Source organism: Aeromicrobium sp. REDSEA-S38_B2 (assembly GCF_001628525.1).
Lineage (GTDB): Bacteria > Actinomycetota > Actinomycetes > Propionibacteriales > Nocardioidaceae > Aeromicrobium > Aeromicrobium erythreum.
In genome coordinates, this window is the sequence record NZ_LUNH01000038.1 from 1 (window position 1) to 17708 (window position 17708).

The 17708-nt window shown below is 72.3% G+C and carries 17 protein-coding genes; 4 read left to right on the plus strand and 13 right to left on the minus strand.

The genetic code is table 11. The annotated features are described in order from the left end of the window. Together A6Q81_RS09175 and A6Q81_RS09180 are read right to left on the minus strand one after the other, a co-directional pair. Positions 1-1244: hypothetical protein (locus tag A6Q81_RS09175; protein WP_286690269.1), on the minus strand; the 1244-nt coding region annotated here is incomplete at its 3' end. Positions 1245-1383: 139 nt separating this feature from the next. Next, positions 1384-2412 (minus strand): alpha/beta fold hydrolase, encoded by a 1029-nt coding sequence (locus tag A6Q81_RS09180; protein WP_286690270.1) that lies wholly within the window; start codon positions 2410-2412, stop codon positions 1384-1386. 273 nt (positions 2413-2685) lie between these two features. On the opposite strand from A6Q81_RS09180, the gene A6Q81_RS09185 reads away from it, so the two are divergent. Beyond that, on the plus strand, positions 2686-5076 hold the full coding sequence (locus A6Q81_RS09185; protein WP_286690271.1) for a helix-turn-helix transcriptional regulator: 2391 nt from the start codon (positions 2686-2688) through the stop codon (positions 5074-5076). Between the two features lie 16 nt (positions 5077-5092). Here A6Q81_RS09185 and A6Q81_RS09190 read toward each other — a convergent pair whose 3' ends face one another. From A6Q81_RS09190 to A6Q81_RS09200, 3 genes are all read right to left on the minus strand, one after another. Beyond that, entirely contained in the window at positions 5093-6448 is a 1356-nt protein-coding gene (locus tag A6Q81_RS09190; protein WP_286690272.1) for a hemolysin family protein, read from the minus strand. 107 nt (positions 6449-6555) lie between these two features. Further along, positions 6556-6894: a DUF1801 domain-containing protein gene (locus A6Q81_RS09195; protein WP_067854017.1), complete on the minus strand. Its 339-nt coding sequence runs from the start codon at positions 6892-6894 to the stop codon at positions 6556-6558. Further along, positions 6891-8105 carry a GGDEF domain-containing protein gene (locus A6Q81_RS09200; RefSeq protein ID WP_083516186.1) on the minus strand — a complete coding sequence of 405 codons (1215 nt, stop codon included), beginning with the start codon at positions 8103-8105 and terminating at the stop codon, positions 6891-6893. The genes A6Q81_RS09195 and A6Q81_RS09200 overlap by 4 nt, the downstream gene beginning before the upstream one ends. A gap of 455 nt (positions 8106-8560) precedes the next feature. Between A6Q81_RS09200 and A6Q81_RS09205 the strand changes: the two genes are divergently transcribed. Continuing rightward, complete coding sequence (locus tag A6Q81_RS09205; RefSeq protein ID WP_067854014.1) at positions 8561-9013, plus strand: C40 family peptidase; 453 nt, start codon at positions 8561-8563, stop codon at positions 9011-9013. Positions 9014-9133: 120 nt separating this feature from the next. Here A6Q81_RS09205 and A6Q81_RS09210 read toward each other — a convergent pair whose 3' ends face one another. Next, positions 9134-10093, minus strand: a complete 960-nt coding sequence (locus tag A6Q81_RS09210; protein ID WP_286690273.1) for a phosphotriesterase family protein — start codon at positions 10091-10093, stop codon at positions 9134-9136. Between the two features lie 160 nt (positions 10094-10253). Here A6Q81_RS09210 and A6Q81_RS09215 point away from each other — a divergent pair, with 160 nt between their 5' ends. Together A6Q81_RS09215 and A6Q81_RS09220 are read left to right on the plus strand one after the other, a co-directional pair. After that, complete coding sequence (locus A6Q81_RS09215) at positions 10254-10748, plus strand: MaoC family dehydratase (protein ID WP_067854008.1); 495 nt, start codon at positions 10254-10256, stop codon at positions 10746-10748. Beyond that, positions 10745-11746 carry an NADP-dependent oxidoreductase gene (locus A6Q81_RS09220; RefSeq protein WP_286690274.1) on the plus strand — a complete coding sequence of 334 codons (1002 nt, stop codon included), beginning with the start codon at positions 10745-10747 and terminating at the stop codon, positions 11744-11746. The genes A6Q81_RS09215 and A6Q81_RS09220 overlap by 4 nt, the downstream gene beginning before the upstream one ends. A 1-nt stretch (position 11747) precedes the next feature. Here the strand turns inward: A6Q81_RS09220 and A6Q81_RS09225 are convergent, their stop codons facing one another. From A6Q81_RS09225 to A6Q81_RS09255, 7 genes are all read right to left on the minus strand, one after another. Beyond that, positions 11748-12419, minus strand: a complete 672-nt coding sequence (locus A6Q81_RS09225) for a TetR/AcrR family transcriptional regulator (protein ID WP_083516185.1) — start codon at positions 12417-12419, stop codon at positions 11748-11750. 67 nt (positions 12420-12486) lie between these two features. Then, positions 12487-12795 carry a putative quinol monooxygenase gene (locus A6Q81_RS09230; RefSeq protein ID WP_067854002.1) on the minus strand — a complete coding sequence of 103 codons (309 nt, stop codon included), beginning with the start codon at positions 12793-12795 and terminating at the stop codon, positions 12487-12489. Beyond that, entirely contained in the window at positions 12792-13748 is a 957-nt protein-coding gene (locus tag A6Q81_RS09235; protein WP_286690275.1) for a cyclase family protein, read from the minus strand. The genes A6Q81_RS09230 and A6Q81_RS09235 overlap by 4 nt, the downstream gene beginning before the upstream one ends. Before the next feature lie 41 nt (positions 13749-13789). After that, positions 13790-14878, minus strand: a complete 1089-nt coding sequence (locus tag A6Q81_RS09240) for a phosphotransferase family protein (RefSeq protein WP_286690276.1) — start codon at positions 14876-14878, stop codon at positions 13790-13792. Position 14879: 1 nt separating this feature from the next. Further along, a complete protein-coding gene (locus A6Q81_RS09245; protein ID WP_286690277.1) occupies positions 14880-15659 on the minus strand; it encodes an SDR family oxidoreductase in 780 nt (259 codons plus the stop codon). After that, positions 15656-16891 (minus strand): acyl-CoA dehydrogenase family protein, encoded by a 1236-nt coding sequence (locus A6Q81_RS09250; RefSeq protein WP_067853996.1) that lies wholly within the window; start codon positions 16889-16891, stop codon positions 15656-15658. The genes A6Q81_RS09245 and A6Q81_RS09250 overlap by 4 nt, the downstream gene beginning before the upstream one ends. Further along, positions 16891-17700 (minus strand): enoyl-CoA hydratase-related protein, encoded by an 810-nt coding sequence (locus A6Q81_RS09255; protein WP_067853993.1) that lies wholly within the window; start codon positions 17698-17700, stop codon positions 16891-16893. The genes A6Q81_RS09250 and A6Q81_RS09255 overlap by 1 nt, the downstream gene beginning before the upstream one ends. Positions 17701-17708 lie beyond the last annotated feature (8 nt).

A 17708-nucleotide genomic window follows, 5' to 3' on the forward strand; every position in this document is an offset into this window, starting at 1 on the left:
GAGTTGTCCGTGCCCGAGTTGTCCGTGCCCGAGTTGTCCGTGCCCGAGTTGTCCGTGCCGCCCGTGCAGTTGATGCCGCCCGACGCGGCCTTGGCGTCGACGTCGACCCGCTCGAACCCGAGCTCCGCGGAGCCCAGGCCGTTCGGTGCGACGCCCGGGATCGGCGCGATCGTGAGGTCGGCCGTGAGACCGTTCATGGAGCCCGCGGCGTGCGTGCCGTCGGACGCCTCCACCACGTTCGTGATGCCGCCGTAGTTGAGCTCGCCGTCGACGAGCCGGCTGAGCGACTCGCCCACCGGCGAGCCGTTGAAGACCTGGCTGAGCTCGATCGACAGACCGGGCTCGAGCTTCAGCGCGGCGTCGCCGATCTTGATCTGCATGTCCGGCAGCTCCGGGACCTCCAGCGTGGCGCCCGCCGGCTTGCCGTTCGCCTTCGCGACGATCCGCGCGATGTCGTCGGGTCCACCCGCGTCACCGCCCCACGACACGGCCACCAGCCCGTCGAACAGCTGCACGTCGGCGAAGTTCCACGTCGCCTCGCTCTGGAGCGCCAACCCGTCGGGGCAGACGGCGCTGTCGGGCACGAGGCTGACCTCGCTCGTGTTCTGCCCGAGGTCCGCCTCGCCGACCGGGAAGATCGAGCCCGGCAGCGGGAACCCCAGGGTCGGGTCGATGAGGGTCAGCTTGCCCGTGTTCGTCTCGGCGTAGGAGAGGCGTCCGCCCTGGGCGACGGTCTGCGCGTTCCAGCGCGCCTCCGCGGCACCGGTCAGCGCCTCGAGCGACCCGAGGGTCGGGATGGTGAGGTTGCCGAAGTCCTGGTCGTCGCGCTGGCCGTCGACGACGGTGGTCGCCGCCGACTCGGCCTTCACGATCTGCAGGTTCAGCCCGACGGCACCGGCGCCGATGGGCGAGGCCCGGGCGTAGGAGCGCGACTCCGGGTCGTTCGCGATCGACGACGGGACGGCGTAGGAGCCGACGCCGGTGCCCTGGTACGGGCTCAGGCCCGCGCTGTCGGCCACCGCGACGCCCTCCGCGACGTTGGCGCGCAGGTTGATGCGGTTGTCGAGCAGCGACGCGCCCGCGAACACGCCGTAGTTGCGGACCGCCCCGCTGAAGCCGCCGGGCTCGTCGCCGGCCATCGCGGACTGCGCCGCCATCGTCAGGCCCAGGCCCATGAGGGCGGTGCCGGCGATGGTCGTCCGCCTGCGCCGCTGTCGTCGTTGTCGTCTCAGGTCCTGCGTCATCGGTGTCGTCCTTTCAAGACGTCGTGCTCGTGGGCTGGAGGGCGGCGTCTGTCGCACTCCGAGGGCGTCCGGGATCGGCTCCCGTCGGGCGGGTCGGGGTCCGGCGACCTCGCTCGTCCGCGACCGCGGTGCATGTCGGTCACAGCGCACCGGCCGCGGCGTTGCGACGCACGCGCAGCGGGTTCAGCGGATGGGTGATGAACGTCGTGTCGCGGGCCAGCCGGTAGTCGGGGCCCTCGAAGAACGTGCTCGCCTCCGCGTCACCGGTGCCGCGGTAGAGCAGGTACGCGGTGGTGATGCCGGCGAACTCGTCATCGGCCAGGTTCGTGCGTACCGGGCTGAAGTGGTCGGCGGTCCGTGCGGTCGCGAACCAGCCCGGCACCGACCGCACGAGTCCGCTCTGGGTGAGCAGCGGCCACGAGCCGGCCGGGACGGTCGTGTCCCGGGCGCCGGCGAGGACGAGGACCGGCGTCCGCACGGTCGAGCCGAGGGCGCCGGGACCCGGCTCGACCGCCAGGGTCCCGCTGACCCGCAGCCGCGGGTCGAGCCGCGTCAGCAGGTCGGCCGGCACGCTCGCGGCCTGCAGCGCGGCGGCACCACCCGCGGAGTGACCCGCGAGCACGACCCGGCCGAGGTCGACCCGGTCGTGCAACGGCGACGTCGGATCGGCGTCGAGCCGCCGGGCGGTCGCCAGCCCCAGCAGGTGCATCTCCGGGCCGGAGTTCACGAAGTCCGACGAGACGGTCACGACGAACCCGTGGCTGGCCCAGTGCCGCGCGAGCGTGTCGTAGTTGCCGACGTCGGAGAAGATCCCGCCGACGAAGTCGACGACAGGCAGCCGACCGTCACCGGGGACGCCCTGCGGGTAGTAGACGACCGAGCTGATCGGCTGGTCGAAGCCGTAGGGGAACGCGTCGCTGCAGCGAGGGTCCGCGTCGCCGATCGCGAGCTGCAGGATCCAGCGCTGGACGAGACGGCAGTCGCCGAGCGCGGCGGTGGACGCCACCTCGTACGGGCCCGGACCGTCGGCGTAGACGCTCGTGGCGTCTCCCCGCTCCGACGCGACGGCACCCGCGACGTCGGCCGACGCAGGTGGCGTCGCGACCCCGACCGCGAGCGCGGCGACGACGGCAACAGAGACCGCCATGCGCACCATGCGTGCTGTCATTCCCACGGTGACCTCGTTCCGTCCTGCTCCGCCTGTGGGCACCCGTCGCCGGTCCACGACGCGGGTGCCGGTGACGCGGTGCTGCTCTCCCGGGAGACCCTGGTGCGCCCGCGCCGCGCCGGTCCACAGCGAGGCGCGAAGTTGCGTAGGCCGTCCATCCATTTGCGTAGTCGCGCGCTTGGTCCTGCGTCTGCCGGGGGAGCATGCTTGCCGACGAGTCACAGGAGACAGGGGGACTGCGACGTGGACGTGGCAGGGCGACAACAGCAGAGCATGACGACGGCGCTGGAGGAGGGCCGCAGCATCGAGATCCGCGGTCGGCGACTCAGCGGACGGACCACGCTCCTCGACCGTCTGGGCGAGCTCTCGACGTCGCGCCGCGTCCCCCACCGACGGGTCGAGGGCAGCGAGCCGCTGCGCGACCACCCGTTCGGCGCGCTGCTCATCAGCGGTCTGCTCGAGTCCGCCACGCTGGCGGGGCCCAACCCGTTGCGCGCGGCGGTCGAGGCCGTCCGACGCCGGCTGCCGAGCAGCGGGCCTGCGGCGTTGCTGGTCGACGACGCCGACCACCTCGACGCCCAGTCCGTCGCCGTCCTGCGCCACCTGGAGCGACGTGGTCTCGTGGTGGCGGCGGCGTACCGCACCGACCTCGCGGGCAGGGCGGCCCCCCGGGTCGTCAGCGGGGCCCCGGTGGTGGTCGACGCCCCGAGCCTCGCACCCTCCTCCCTGCTGTCGACGCTGCGCGAGAGGCTCGGCGGGGCGGTCAGCGCGAGGCTGCTGAGCGAGGTGTTCGCCCTGTCCGGTGGCGTCGTCGGCGTCGCCGAGCACCTCGTGGACGACGGTGTGTTCGACGGCTCGATCACGCAGGTGGACGGCGCGTGGGACCTGCGTGGCCCCCTCGTCTCGCGCTCGCTCGACGGTCTGTGGCAGGCCTTTCTGCGCGAGCTGCCGCCCGCTGACTGCCACTGGCTCACCACGCTCGCCACCGCCGGGCGCTCGACGCTCGGCACGCTGCCCCCCGCGGCGCTGGACGCCGTCGAACGCCTCGAGAGCCTCGGGCACGTGCGGACGGTCCGACGCGGCGACGGCCGTGCCGTCCTCGTGTCGGCCCTGCTCGCCGAGCACGTCCGCCGGACGTCCGACGCCGTCGCCCGCTCCGCGTCGCCGCCGATGTGGGTGCCACCGGTCGAGGTCGACGGACCGGCGCCGGGCTGCGTGGTCGGTCCCGTTCCGCGCGAGCTCGGGTGGCGTGCCCAGCTCGTCCGCCAGGCAGCAGCGCCCGACCCGCACGACCTCTCGACCCAGCTCGTCTCCGGCGGCACGGCGGAGGCGCCGACCCTCGCCCGGGTCCTCGGCCTCGCGGAGCGGTCGACACGACTCACGTCCGACCTGTCCCTGCTCACGTCGGCGCGCGAGCACCTGGCGCGGCTCGACGACGGGTCCGACGACGTGCGGCTGGCCCTGGCCGCAGCCACCACCGTCCTGGAGGTCGTGGCCGGTGTCGCCCACCGCCACGAGCCCCCGGCCGACGACCCGGGCGCCCATGCCCTGGCCCGGGCGAAGGCCTGCGAGGCGCGTCTCTACGACGCCCTCGCCACCGGGCGGTTCACGGCGACCGACGACGACCTCGCCCTCGCGTCGACGCTGGCCGACGAGTCCGGCGACGTCGTGCGCCTCGTCCCGCGCCTGCGCGGCCTGCAGAGCCTGGTGACCGCGTTCCGCGGCGACCTGCGGACGACCCGCGCCCTGGTGACGCAGACCGTGGACGACGCGGTCGCCAGCGGCAGGCTCGACCAGGTGGCCTACGTCGGGTCGAGCGTGGGCGTGCTCATGCTCGTCGGCGGACAGCTCGGTCTCGCCCGGCGGTACGTCGAGACGGCGCTGGCGCTCCCCTGGGAGGGCGCGGCCCAGGACAGCGTCTCCACGCCGCAGCTGGCCGCCGTCCTCTCCCTGTGGGACGACGACCCCGCGCTCGCCTCGGCGCTCCACACCTGGGCGCCCGACGGTCCTGAGCTGGGCCCTGATCCGTACGACACTGCCGCCTGGCGGCACACGGCCGTCCTCCGGTCGTCAGGGCGGCCCGAGGCGGCCTCGGAGACACTCCTCGACCACGCCGAGGACGCCCGCCGTCGAGGGTGGCTGAGCACCGCGGCCATCCTGGCGATCCACGCCAGGGACATCTGCTCGACGCCGCGCTCACGAGAGCTTGCCGAGACGTGCTCCGGCACGGTGGACAGCCCGCTCACGGCGCTCTACTTCCGCGCCATCGCCGCCCGGGATGCGTGCGACGTCGAGGCGATGACGAGCCTGCGGCACGACATGCTCGAGCACGGCGCCGTCGTCGGCGCCTATCGCCTGACGCTCGCCGCCTCTCGGCTGGCACCGCCCGGCGCTTCAGCCCGCGCGCTCGCGGCGGAGCTCGGCGAGCTCCGTCGCCTCCATCCCGAGGCGGTGTTCGTGGCGGAGCGGACGACGACCGGGCCGTCGCTGACGGCGCGCGAGCGCGAGGTCGTGATGGCGGTGCTGCAGGGACGGTCGAACGCCGAGGTCGCCCGCGAGCAGTTCGTGAGCGTGCGCACCGTCGAGTCGCACCTGCACCGCGCCATGAAGAAGCTGGGCGTGACCCGGCGCTCGGAGCTGCGCGGCCTGGTCGACCTCCTCTGAGGGCGGCGCGGAGCGGTCAGCGTCGCTCGTCGCCGTCCGGCCGCTCCGCCTCGACGTCGGCACCGTCCGCGGACGGCTCGTCGCTCGGGCGCGTCGTCAGCGTGACGCGGTCGATGCGGCGGCCGTCGACCGCGGTCACCGTCAGGCGGTACGGACCGATGTCGACCGTCTCGCCCACCTGCGGGATGTGCCCGAGCCGCTCGAGCACCAGACCCGCGACCGTCGAGTAGTGGCCGGACTCGTGGAGCAGCTCCAGCCCGGTCAGCTCCTCGAGGTCGTCGAGGTGCATGCCGGCGTCGAGGTCGTCGCCCTCCGGCGAGTGCAGCAGCTCGGCCTTCTCGGCCAGGTCGTACTCGTCGCGGATCTCGCCCACGAGCTCCTCGATGATGTCCTCGAGGGTGACGATCCCGTCGGTGCCGCCGTACTCGTCGACCACGAGCGCGATGTGCACGCCCTCGCTGCGCATCTGCGCCATGGCGGGCAGGATCCGGTTCGTGCTCGGCAGCACCGGGATCTCGCGCACGATGTCGGCGACGACCTTCGCGTCGGAGTCGGTCGGCACGGCCAGCAGGTCGCGCACGTGCACGAAGCCGAGGACGTCGTCGCTGGAGCGCCGCCGGGTGACCGGGTAGCGCGAGTGCGGCATGGCGAGGGCGGCACCCGCGGCCTCGGCCAGGCTCATGCCGCCGTCGAGGAAGTCGACGGCGCCCCGCGGTCGCATCACCTCGCGCAGCGTCCGGTCGGTCGCCGTGAACACGTCCTGCAGGATCTGGCGCTCGTCGTCCTCGAGGCTCTCGTGCGCACCCACCAGGTCGCGCAGCTCGTCCTCGGTCATCTCCTCGCTCGTCGCGTGCGGGTTGCCGCCGAGCAGCCGCACGACGACGTTCGTCGACAACGACAGCAGCCAGATGACCGGGCGCATGAGCGTCGCGAAGCGCGACAGCGGCGGCGCCACGAGCAGGGCGATGGTGCCCGACTTCTGCAGCGCGAACCGCTTGGGCACGAGCTCGCCGAAGACGAGCGACAGGTAGGCGATGAGCAGCGTCATGCCGACGAGGGCGAGGCTCGAGGCCGCGCCCGGGCTCAGCCCCAGCGCCTCCAGCGACGGTGCGACGTCGGGGGCGAGGGTCGAGGCGCCGTAGGCGGCGGACAGGAAGCCCGCGACGGTCACCCCGATCTGGACGGCCGCGAGGAAGGTGTTGGGATCACGGGCGAGCTCCGCGACCTTGCGACCGCGCGAGCCGCTGCGCTCCATCTGGCCGAGCTGGCTCTCGCGCAGCGAGACCAAGGCCAGCTCGGTGGCCGCGAACACGCCGCCCACGAGGACGAAGACCATGACGAGCGCCAGGTTGAGCAGGGTGCCGGTGTCCATCACGACCTCCCGTCGACGGACGGGGGGAGGTCGCGGCTGGTACTCGGAGGATGGTCCACGTCGGCCAGTCTAGGGACGAGCGGCGACGGGGCCAGCCCCCGAGCCGGTCAGGCGCGGTTGTGGGCCACGGCCGCGCTCACCAGGGCGGTGAACGCGTCGGCGTCGAGCGTGTCGTCCTCGCGCAGGTCGACCGCCCGGCGGGTGCCCGCGTCGAGGCTGGCGTTGAACACGTGGGCCGGGTCGTCGAGCGACGCCCCGCGCGCGAACGTCACCTTCACCTTGTCCTTGTAGGTCTCCACGGTGCAGAGCAGCCCGTCGCACGAGAATGTCGGCACCCCGTCGGGGTTCGACGGCTTGCGCCACTTGACCTCCTCGACCGCGTCGGGCGCCGCCGCCCGCACGAGGTCGCGCACCTGCTGCACCCGATCGGCACGCCAGTCGCTCATGGCGCGATCGTAGGCGGTCGCGGGGCCGCGGGGGCCTTCTCGTCGCCGTCGGCCACGGCCACCCGGTCCCGGCCCTCGCTCTTGGCGACGTAGAGCGCGCGGTCGGCGCGACCGATCGCCACGTCGGGGTCGTCGCCGCGGCGCGCGACGGTGAGCCCGTAGCTCACCGTCGGCAGGACGGTGCCGTCGGGCAGCGACCCGTGCTGCAGCATCGAGCTGACCTGCTCGACCGCCTGGCGGGCGTCGTCGAGGTCGGCCCGGTCGAGGTAGAGCACGAACTCCTCGCCCCCGACGCGACCGGCGAGGTCCTCCGGCCCGAGCGCCGAGCGACAGGCGGCGGCGAACATCTGCAGCGCGAAGTCGCCGGCCGCGTGCCCGTGCACGTCGTTGACCCGCTTGAAGTGGTCGAGGTCGGCCATCACGACGACGCCGTGCACCGCGCGTCGCCGGTGCGCGTTCCACCGCTGGGCCAGCTGCTGCATCAGCTCGTCGCGGTTGAGCAGGCCGGTCAGACCGTCGCGGGTCGCGCGGGCGCGCAGGTCGATCGTGTCGTCGGCGTAGCTGAGTGCCGTCATGCTGAACGACACGGTCGCCAGCATGACGGTGGTGACGAGGGTGGTGACCTGGCTGCCGAGGAACACGTCGAACAGGCGGCCGTCCTGGCCGACGGCGAGGAAGGCGACGAAGCGCGCCAGGTAGAAGGCCGCGACGCCGGTGCACATGAGCGTGAGCGAGCGCAGGATCGGTCGGTACACGCGGGCGCGTGGCCCCGGGGCGGGCAGCCGTCTCCAGGCGCGGTGCAGCTCCGTCGCCGCGAGCGCCAGGTAGACGGTCATCAGCCCGAGGAAGAACGGGCCGCCGGACCAGTCGTTGCGGCCCGGGTGGTCGAGGGCCGACGCGACCAGCAGCACGACCAGCGACGCTGCGACCGCCAGCCAGCTGACGCGCAGCCCGCTGACCGCCCGTGCACCGGCCCAGACGGAGGCGGCCCCGGCCACGATGCAGACGTTGCCGAGCGGGTTGCCCCACCACTGCTGCGACGTGCCGTCGAGGAGGTAGGCAGCCGAACCCGCGAGGAACGCGCCGAGGGCCACGCACCACCAGCCCGCGTAGGCGGACCGGGTCGAGCGGTAGGCCACGAAGTAGAACAGCGCGAGCAGCGTGACCGCCACGACGGCGAAGGAGACGCGCAACGAGACGACGTCGAGCATGCTGGCCCCTGGACGGTACGACGAAACTGCGTCGATCCTTTCACGGAAGCGGGTCCGAGGGACGGGTATCGCGTCCCCCCGGCCCGTCGCACGCCGTGACCTTCGCCGCACCGGCGCTGCGGGGGCCAGATCGGGGGGAGGGCGTTCTGGGCTGCAAAGCAAGGCGAGAACGGTGTTCCTGGAGGTTCCTCCAGAGACACCGGAACGGCCATTCGGCCCCCGTCCGGCCCGGCGAGCACCTATGCTCGCCGAGGCCTCAGACAAGGGAGGCCCGCGCACGGGTGCGCTGAGTCCACCCTCTCCCGTGCGATCCGCTGAACACATCCAGGGTGGAGCGGGACCGCCGAGCAGTCCGCGCCTCCCCCGAGGCGCTCGGGGCTTACCACCACGTGTGGCGTGCACCTTCCAGCACGAGCCCGACAGGTCACGTTCCGCAAGCGTCGTGAAGGAACCACATGCGTCACGTCACGCGCGCCCTCGGCGTCGCCATGCTCCTGCTGTCCCTCTCCTTCGGCACCACGCTCGCTGCCGGCAGCGCCTCCGCGCTCACGCCGCAGGAGAACAAGAAGGTCATGAAGATCGCGAAGTCCCTGCGGGGCACGCCCTACAAGTGGGGCGGCACGTCGCGCTCGGGCTTCGACTGCACGGGCTACACCCGCTACGTCTTCCGCAAGGCCCACGTCACCACGCTCGGCCGCACCGCGGGCCAGCAGGCGAAGCAGGGCATCAAGATCTCGAAGTACCGCAAGCGTGTCGGCGACCTGATCGTCTTCTACGGCGGCAACGGCGCCTACCACGTCGGCATCTACGCGGGCGACAACACGATCTGGCACTCGCCGCGCACCGGCCAGTCGGTCAAGCGCGAGCGCATCTGGACGAGCTCGTACAAGGTCCGCCGCATGGGCTGACCCGCCCCGCAGCACCCCCACCGGGCCGGCGAGCGTCCTCGACGCCGCCGGCCCGTGGCGTCCCCGCTCCCCCGGGCCCGTTTGCGTGGGGCCCCACGCAAACGGGCCCGCGCTGGCGATCTACTCGAAGTGCCGGCGGGGGTTGTCGACGAGGATCGTCTCGACGTCGGCCTCCGTCAGACCGCCCTCGAGCAGCGCTGGGATGACGTCCTCACTGATGTGCCGGAAGTGCCAGTTCGGGGCGGCGTGGGCCTTGGCGTCGGCGCTGAAGTAGTCGATGAAGCAGTTGGCGTCGTGGGCGAGGGTCACGTGCTCGACGTAGCCTCGCCGGACGAGCTCGATGATCGTGCCGACGCGCTCCTGCATCGGGTTGAACAGGTCCAGGCCGAACCGGTCCATGCCGAGCATCGACCCGGCGTCGGCCAGCCGACACAGGTAGTCGACGTCGTTGGTGTCGCCCGAGTGGCCGATGATCACCTTCGACAGGTCGACGCCCTCCTCCTCGAGCACCCGCTGGGCGACGAGCCCCGACTCGTTGGCCGGGTTGGTGTGCACCGTGATCGGGGCGCCCGTCTGCACGTGGGCCTGACCGACGGCGCGCATGACGCGCTCGACGCCCGGCGTGAGGCCGGCGAGCTCGATGGCGCACTTGAGGATGCCCGCGCGCACGCCGGTGCCGGCGATGCCCTCCTGGACGTCCTTCACGAACATCTCGGTGAGCGGCTCGGGCATGTCGACCAGGAGGCCCGGTCCACGGTGCTCGAACTGGTGGGGCACGTCGTTGTAGGTGTAGAGCCCGGTGGCCACGACGATCTGCAGGTCGACCTGGGCGGCGATGCGCTGGATGCGGGGGATGTAGCGACCGAGCCCGAGCACGGTCGGGTCCATGATCGAGTCGATGCCGAGGCCCTTGAGCTCGGTGAGCTTCTCCACCGCGTCGCGGATCCGCTCCTCCTCGTCCCAGTCGTCCTGGTAGTTCTGGTTGTACTCGGTGTTCAGCACGAACACGTGCTCGTGGACGAGCGTCCGGCCCAGCTCGCTGGAGTCGATCGGGCCGGTCACGGTCTGGACGGTGGTCATCGGGATCCCTTCGGAGTTGAACTCAGGTTCAGGTCCAAGCTGGAGTACAGCGTGTCCCAGGTCACAGGTCACCGTCAAGGAGCGATCCCGACGTCGCGTACTTGAATCCGGATTCAGGTTCATCTAGGCTGCGAGCACCCGACCCGAGGAGCACCCGGTCATGACCACGACCCCCGCCGTCCCCCGTCCCACGTCGATCCAGGAGCTGCAGGACCTCGTCGGCTCCGACCTGGGCCCCACCGCGTGGCACGACATCACGCAGGAGCGCATCGACGCGTTCGCGGAGCTGACCGGCGACCACCAGTGGATCCACGTCGACCCGGCGCGCGCCGCCGACAGCGCGTTCGGCGGCACCATCGCCCACGGGCTGTACAGCCTCTCGCTCGGACCGCGGTTCATGGAGGACCTGATGGCCTTCGACGGGTTCGCCCACAGCCTCAACTACGGGTACGAGAAGGTCCGCTTCCCCGCACCCCTGCCCGTGGGCTCTCGCATCCGGATGCACGCCACGGTCGTCTCGGTCGACGACGTCGGTGGCGGGTCGGCCCACATCGTCACGCGCCAGACGTTCGAGCGCGAGGGGTCGGACAAGCCGATCTGCGTCGCGCACTCGGTCGGTCGCTTCACCGAGTACCCCGAGGGCAGCGGCCGATGACCGTCGCACGGCAGGTCCGCCTGCGCGCCCGTCCCGTCGGGCTGCCCGACGCCGGCACCTGGGACGTGGTCGACACCGAGCTCCCCGCGCTCGGCGACGGCGAGGTCCTGGTCCGCGTGACGCACCTGTCCCTCGACCCCGCCATGCGCGGCTGGCTGAACGACGTCCGCTCCTACGTGCCGCCCGTCGGCGTCGGCGAGGTCATGCGCGCGTTCGGCGTCGGCACGGTCCTTGCGTCCCGCTCGCCCGAGCACGCGGTCGGCGACGCCGTCAGCGGCATCACCGGGGTGGCCGATCATGCCGTGCTGCGTGGCAGCGACCTCTCCCCCGTCGACCTCGACGTCGCCTCGGCGCCGACGTGGCTCGGCGCGCTCAGCATGCCCGGCCTCACGGCCTGGTTCGGCCTGTTCGACGTCGCCCGCGCGCAGCCCGGGGAGACCGTGCTCGTCTCCGGGGCAGCCGGAGCCGTCGGCAGCGTGGTCGGCCAGCTCGCCAAGGCGCACGGCTGCCGCGTCATCGGCGTCGCCGGCGGCCCGGAGAAGACGCGCTGGCTCACCGAGGAGCTGGGGTTCGACGCCGCGATCGACTACCGCGAGGGTGCCGTGCACCGCGCCGTGCGCGCGATCGCTCCGGAGGGCGTCGACGTGTACTTCGACAACGTCGGCGGCGAGGTGCTCGACAGCGCCCTGCGCACGTTGCGCCGCGGCGCACGCATCGCGCTCTGCGGCGCGATCTCCACGTACAACGCCACGGAGCCGGCGCCCGGCCCGGCGCACTACATGTCGCTGCTCGTCAACCGGGCCTCGATGACCGGCTTCGTGGTCTTCGACTACGAGGACCGCTACCCGGAGGCGATCGCCGACCTCTCGGCACGGCTGCGCGACGGCTCGCTCGTCGCGCGCGAGACCGTGGTGCGCGGCGGCGTGGACGCCTTCGGGGACACGTTGCTGATGCTGTTCGACGGCGGGAACACCGGCAAGCTGGTGCTCGAGCTCTGACTCAGCGGGGAGTCGTGAGTCCGAGGGCGTTGGCCCACAGCCGGGTCGACGTCTCGACGAGGTCGTCGACGGGCCAGTCCTCGCCCAGCGCGAAGCTCGAGTAGGCCAGCCGGCTCACCATGCCCGAGAGGGCGCGCGAGGTCATCATCGGGTCGAGGGTGGCGTCGACGCGGCCGTCCTGCTGGAGCTTCTCGATGCTCTTCGCGTTGCGCCGCGCGAACGCCTCGCCGCGTTCGAGTCGGCGCCGACGGAAGTCCTCGTCGATCGTCGCCACCTGCTCCTGCAGCCGCATCAGCCGACCGTTGCGCTGGTAGGTCTCGAAGTAGGCGCGGTTGCTGGCCTCGATGACGGCGACCGGGTCGTCGGCGTCGTCGACGCGGGGCATCCCCGGGTGCAGCATGTCGTCCTGGGCCGCCTCGAGCACCGCCGTGAACACCTCCTCCTTGGAGGTGAAGTAGGTGTAGAAGGTGCCGATGGAGCACTTCGCCTCGGCGGTGATGTCGGTCAGCCGCGAGGCCAGGAACCCGTCGCGCTCGAAGACGGTGCGCGCCGCGGCCACCAGGGCGGCGCGCGTGCGCACGCCACGCGCCGTGGTGGGTGGCTCCTTCATGCCCGAGGTGTCCGCGAGCGCCGGCACCTCGTCGAGGCGCTCCGTCGCGGATCTGTCGGTCATGGTGCTGTTCTAACGAACGAGGGTCCGAGGTGCAAGGCGGCCCGGCCGGGCCGGGCCGCCTCCACGCTCATGCGGGGTCCGCGACGTCGACCGCCTCGAGCACACGCACCACCGGCGGCGCAGCGAGCAGGTCGGCGAGCTGGGCCGAGGTCCGCTGGAAGTGCTCGGCGGCGCCGTGCGCCTTCAGCGCGTCGACCGAGGCCCACCGCTCGACCATGACGACCTCGTCGGGCCGGCGCCTGACCCGGTGCAGGTCGTAGCGCAGGCACCCGTCCTCGGCCCGGACCGTCGCGAGCGAGGCCTGCAGCACGGCGACGAGCTCGTCGCCGCGGCCCTCCTGCGCCTCGAGGGTCGCGACGACGTCGAGCGCGCTCATCGCACGACCACCGGGTTCACGGGGGCGCCGGTGCCGCTCACGATCTTGAGCGGCGCGGCGGTGTAGAGGAACGTCCAGCGCTCGTCGGCGGCGCAGGCTGCCGCGAGGTCCTCGAGCCAGGCGATCTCGGTGAACGCCACGCCGAGGTTGCGCATGAGCGCGCTGTGCAGCGGCAGGGTCACGCCCGACGACGGCTCCACCGTCACCTCGTTGGCGATGGTGTCGGTGACGAGGTTCGGGATCTCCATGTCCTGGAACCACTGCACGAGCTCGGGGCTGTAGGTGAGGCCGGGCTCGAGGAAGCCGTCGTAGAACTCCTCGGCGGACTGGCGGTAGAAGGAGCCGATGAAGCCGGTCCGGATGACCAGCACGTCGTGCTTCTCGATCGTGCAGCCCTGCGCCCGGGCGACGTCGAGCAGGTCCTCGTGCGTGAACGTCTCCCCCTTGTCGAGCGCCGCCTTGCCGCGGTGCCGGGCGACGTCGAGCAGCACGCCACGCCCGACGACGCCGCGCTCGGCGATCGGCAGCACCGACGCCTTCTGCATCGCGCCGTCCGTCGTGGCCGCGTCGTAGCCGTTCCAGATCTGCCCGTCGTACCAGACGTGGCCGAGGGAGTCGTACTGCGTCGAGGCCTGCAGGTACATCGTCGCGACGTCGTCGGAGTAGTGCGCGCCGCCGGGCGTCTCGACGCCCTCACCACGCTGGAAGAAGCCCTCGTCCATGACGTTGCTGCGCTGGATGCCCTCGCGACCGGGCCACACGGGATCGCCGGACGGGTCACCCATGCGGACCTGGAGCGTGAAGACCTCGCCGGAGCGGACCTCCGCGACGCCGCGGAGCACCTCGGCACTGGTCAGGTAGTTGAGCGAGCCCACCTCGTCGTCCGGGCCCCACTTGCCCCAGTTCCTCGGCGAGTCCTTCAGGAAGTCGCCCACGTACGGCGTCTCGGTCATGTCTGCTCCTTCGGTACGAACGGGTGGGTGCGGGGGTGTGGTCAGTGGTCGAGGCCGGCGGTCTCGACGACCGCCCAGGCGCGCTCGACGAGCTGCTCGACGGCCTGGGGGGTGGGGGGTCCGCCGTCGGCGGCGTTGCGCGGGTCGTCGAGCGCACGGCGCAGGACGCCCTCGGCGATGACGGCGATCTTCCAGAGCCCGAGGGCGTGCCAGTAGTCGAGGTCGGCGCGGTCACGGCCCGACGCCTCGAGGTAGGTGGTGGCCAGCTGCTCGCGCGTGGCGAAGCCGGGCAGTGCCGACGCCGCGAACATCAGCGTGGGGCCGTCCCCGGCCTCCGGCCAGTAGGCCAGCAGGCTGCCGATGTCGGCGAGCGGGTCGCCCAACGTGCTCAGCTCCCAGTCGAGCACCGCCGCGACGTCACCGAGGTCCGGGTCGAGGATGACGTTGCGCATGTGGAAGTCGCCGTGCACGAGCGCCACGGTGCGGCCCTCGTGCGCTGACGGCCCCGGCGCGCGACGTCGCAGCAGGTCGGTCATCGCGTCCAGGCGGGGGAGGTCGCGCGTGCGCGAGGCCTCCCACTGGCGCGACCAGCGCTTCAGCTGGCGCTGCGCGTAGGGCGCACGTGACGCGAGGTCACCCAGGCCCACCTCGTCGACGTCGACCTCGTGCACCGCGGCGAGCGTGCGGGCGAGAGAGGGCCCGATCGCCGCCCGCAGCGACATGCCGAGATCGTGCGCGGTCTCCTCGCGATCGACGACGAGGCCGTCGACGTGCTCCATCACGACCACCGGCGTCTCGGCGAGCGCAGCGTCGACGTAGCGGCCGAGCACCTGCGGCACCGGCACCGACGTGGCGCCCAGCGCCGCGAGGATCCGGTGCTCGCGGAGCACGTCGTGGGCCGACGCGAGCAGCTCGCCGCGGGGCGGGCGACGCACGATCCACCGGTGCCCCGCGTCGTCGGACACGAGGTACGTGAGGTTGGACTGCCCGCGACCGACGCGGACGGCGTCGAGCGTGCCGTCCACCTCGAGTCCGTCGGCCCGGAGCAGGCCTGCCAGCACGGCCAGGTCGAGAGCCGGGGCGTCGGTCACCGGGCCCTGCGTGGCCGCGCCCTGCTCGGTCGTGGTCACCTCAGCCGCCCTGGGTCGCGAGCCGGTCGAGCGCCGCGCCGGCGCCGATCATCTGGCCGCCGTCGATCACCAGCGTCTCGCCGGTGATCCATGACGCGGCCGGTGACGCCAGGAACGCGATGGCCGCACCGACGTCGGTGGGCTCGCCGATGCGCCCGAGCGGGGTGCGGTCGTCGACCGCCGCCTCGTGCTCCTTCCAGAGCGCCTCGGCGAGACGGGTGCGCACGACTCCGGGGGCCACGGCGTTGACCCGGATGCCCGGGCCCAGCTCGATCGCGAGCTGCTTGGTCAGGTGGATCAGCGCCGCCTTCGACACGTGGTAGACGCCGAGGTCGGGGCCCACCGACAGGCCTCCGATGGAGGCGGTGTTGACGATCGACCCGCCGTGCTCGCCCATCCAGGCGTCGACCACGAGCCGCGACCAGAGGATCGGGCCCCAGAGGTTGACGTCGAGCGTCTTGGCGAACCGGCCGTGGTCCTGCTGCAGCACCGGCCCGTAGGCCGGGTTCGTGCCCGCGTTGTTGACGAGCACGTCGACGCTGCCGAAGCGCTCCATCGTCCGCTCCACGCAGGCGCGGGCGAGGTCCTCGTCGGTCACGTGCGCGCCGACGCCCACCGCCCGCGGGCCGACGGAGGCGGCGGCCTCGGCGGCCGCCTCCTCCGTCCGCGCCGTGAGCACGACGTTCGCACCGGCGTCGTGGAGAGCCGCGGCGGCCGCGAGGCCGATGCCCCGCGACGCCCCGGTGACGATCGCGGTGCGCCCGTCGAGCGACCCGGTCACTTCTTCTTGTTCCAGTCCGCGTCGATGCGGCGCAGCTCGACCTGCGCCAGCGTGCGCTTGTGCACCTCGTCCGGACCGTCCGCCAGGCGCAGCGTGCGCTGGTGGGCGTAGAAGCTGGCGAGCGGGAAGTCGTCGGTGATGCCGCCGCCCCCGTGCACCTGGATGGCGCGGTCGATGATCTTCAGCGCGACCTGCGGGGCCGCCACCTTGATGGCCGCGATCTCGACGCGGGCCTTCTGGTTGCCGACCGTGTCCATCAGCCACGCGGTCTTGAGCGTCAGCAGGCGGATCATCTCGATCTCGATGCGCGCCTCGGCGATCCAGTCCTGGATGTTGGAGCGGTTCGCGACCGGCTCGCCGAACGTGACGCGGCTCTGCGCGCGCTGGATCATGAGGTCGAGCGCACGCTCGGCCATGCCGATCGAGCGCATGCAGTGGTGGATGCGACCGGGTCCGAGACGGGCCTGGCTGATCATGAAGCCGTCGCCCTCGCCGGCCAGCAGTGCCGTCTTGGGCACCCGCACGTCCTCGAACAGGATCTCGGCGTGGCCCTCGCGGTCCATGTAGCCGAAGACCGGCAGGCCGCGGACGATCGTGATGCCGGGGGTGTCGAGCGGGACGACCATCATCGACTGCTGGCGGTGCGTCGCAGCCTCGACGTTCGTCTTGCCCATGACGATGAGCACCTTGCAGTTGGCGTGCAGCGCGTTCGAGGCGAACCACTTGCGGCCGTTCAGCACGTACTCGTCGCCGTCGGCGTCCATCCGCAGCTGCACGTTCGTGGCGTCGGAGCTGGCGACCTCCGGCTCGGTCATGCAGAAGGCCGAGTTGATCTCGCCGGCGAGCAGCGGCTTGAGCCACTTCTCCTTGTGCTCCTCGGTGCCGAAGAGCTCGAGCACCTCCATGTTGCCGGTGTCGGGAGCGTTGCAGTTGATCGCCTCGGGCGCGATGTACGGGCTGCGGCCGGTGATCTCGGCCAGCGGGGCGTAGTCGAGGTTGCTCAGGCCGGGCGAGCCCCAGTCCTCGCGCTCGTGCGGGTGGAAGAGGTTCCAGAGCCCACGCTTGCGCGCCTCGGTCTTGAGCTCCTCGAGGATCGGCGGGTGGAAGTTCGGGTTGCCCGACTCCGCCATCTGCGCCGCGTAGATCGACTCGGCGGGGTAGATGTAGTCGTCCATGAACTCCAGGAGCTTCTCCTGGTACTCCACGGACCTCTGGCTCGGTGCGAACTCCATCAGATCTCCTTCGTCAGCGGTGCGAACACCGGGGGGCGCCGCTCGGTGAAGCTGGCGACGCCCTCGGCGATGTCGGAGCCCCGGAAGGACTCGCGCATCAGGGCGTCGGCCGACCGCACCGACTCGGCGAAGCTGCGCTCGGCGTCGAGCAGCAGCTGGGACTTGATCGTGGCCATCGACCACGGGGAGCAGGACGTCGCGAGGCCTTGGGCGTACGCCACGGCGCGCTCGACGAGCTCGTCGGCGGGCACGAGGTGCTCGACGAGGCCGATGCGGGCGGCCTCCTCGCCGTCGACCCGACGGCCGGAGAGCAGCAGGTCGCTGGCACGGCCGTGCCCGACGAGCCGCGGCAGCAGCCACGCCATGCCGTACTCGGCCACCAGCCCGCGCTGCGCGAAGGCGGTGAGGAAGACGGCACGGGGCGAGGCGAACCGCACGTCGGCGTAGAGCGCCTCGACCATCCCGAGGCCGGCGGCGGCGCCGTTCACCGCGGCGACCAGCGGGGTGTGCAGCGTGAGCGGGAGGTGCCTCGGGTGCGGGCGGTCGATCTGCTCGTCAGTGGCGTCGCCCACCCCGGCGAGGTCCTCCATGTCCGCGCCGGCGCAGAAGCCGCGGCCGGCACCGGTGACCACGATCGCGCGGACGTCGGGGTCGGCGTCGGCCTCCAGCAGGGCGCCGTAGTAGGCGTCCTCGAGCGCGTTCGTCCAGGCGTTGAGCCGCTCGGGGCGGTGCAGCGTCAGCAGCAGCACCCCGCCGAGGCGCTCCGCGAGCACGAGCTCCTCGTGCTGGGCTGCGGGCCGGTCCGTCATGGTCGTCA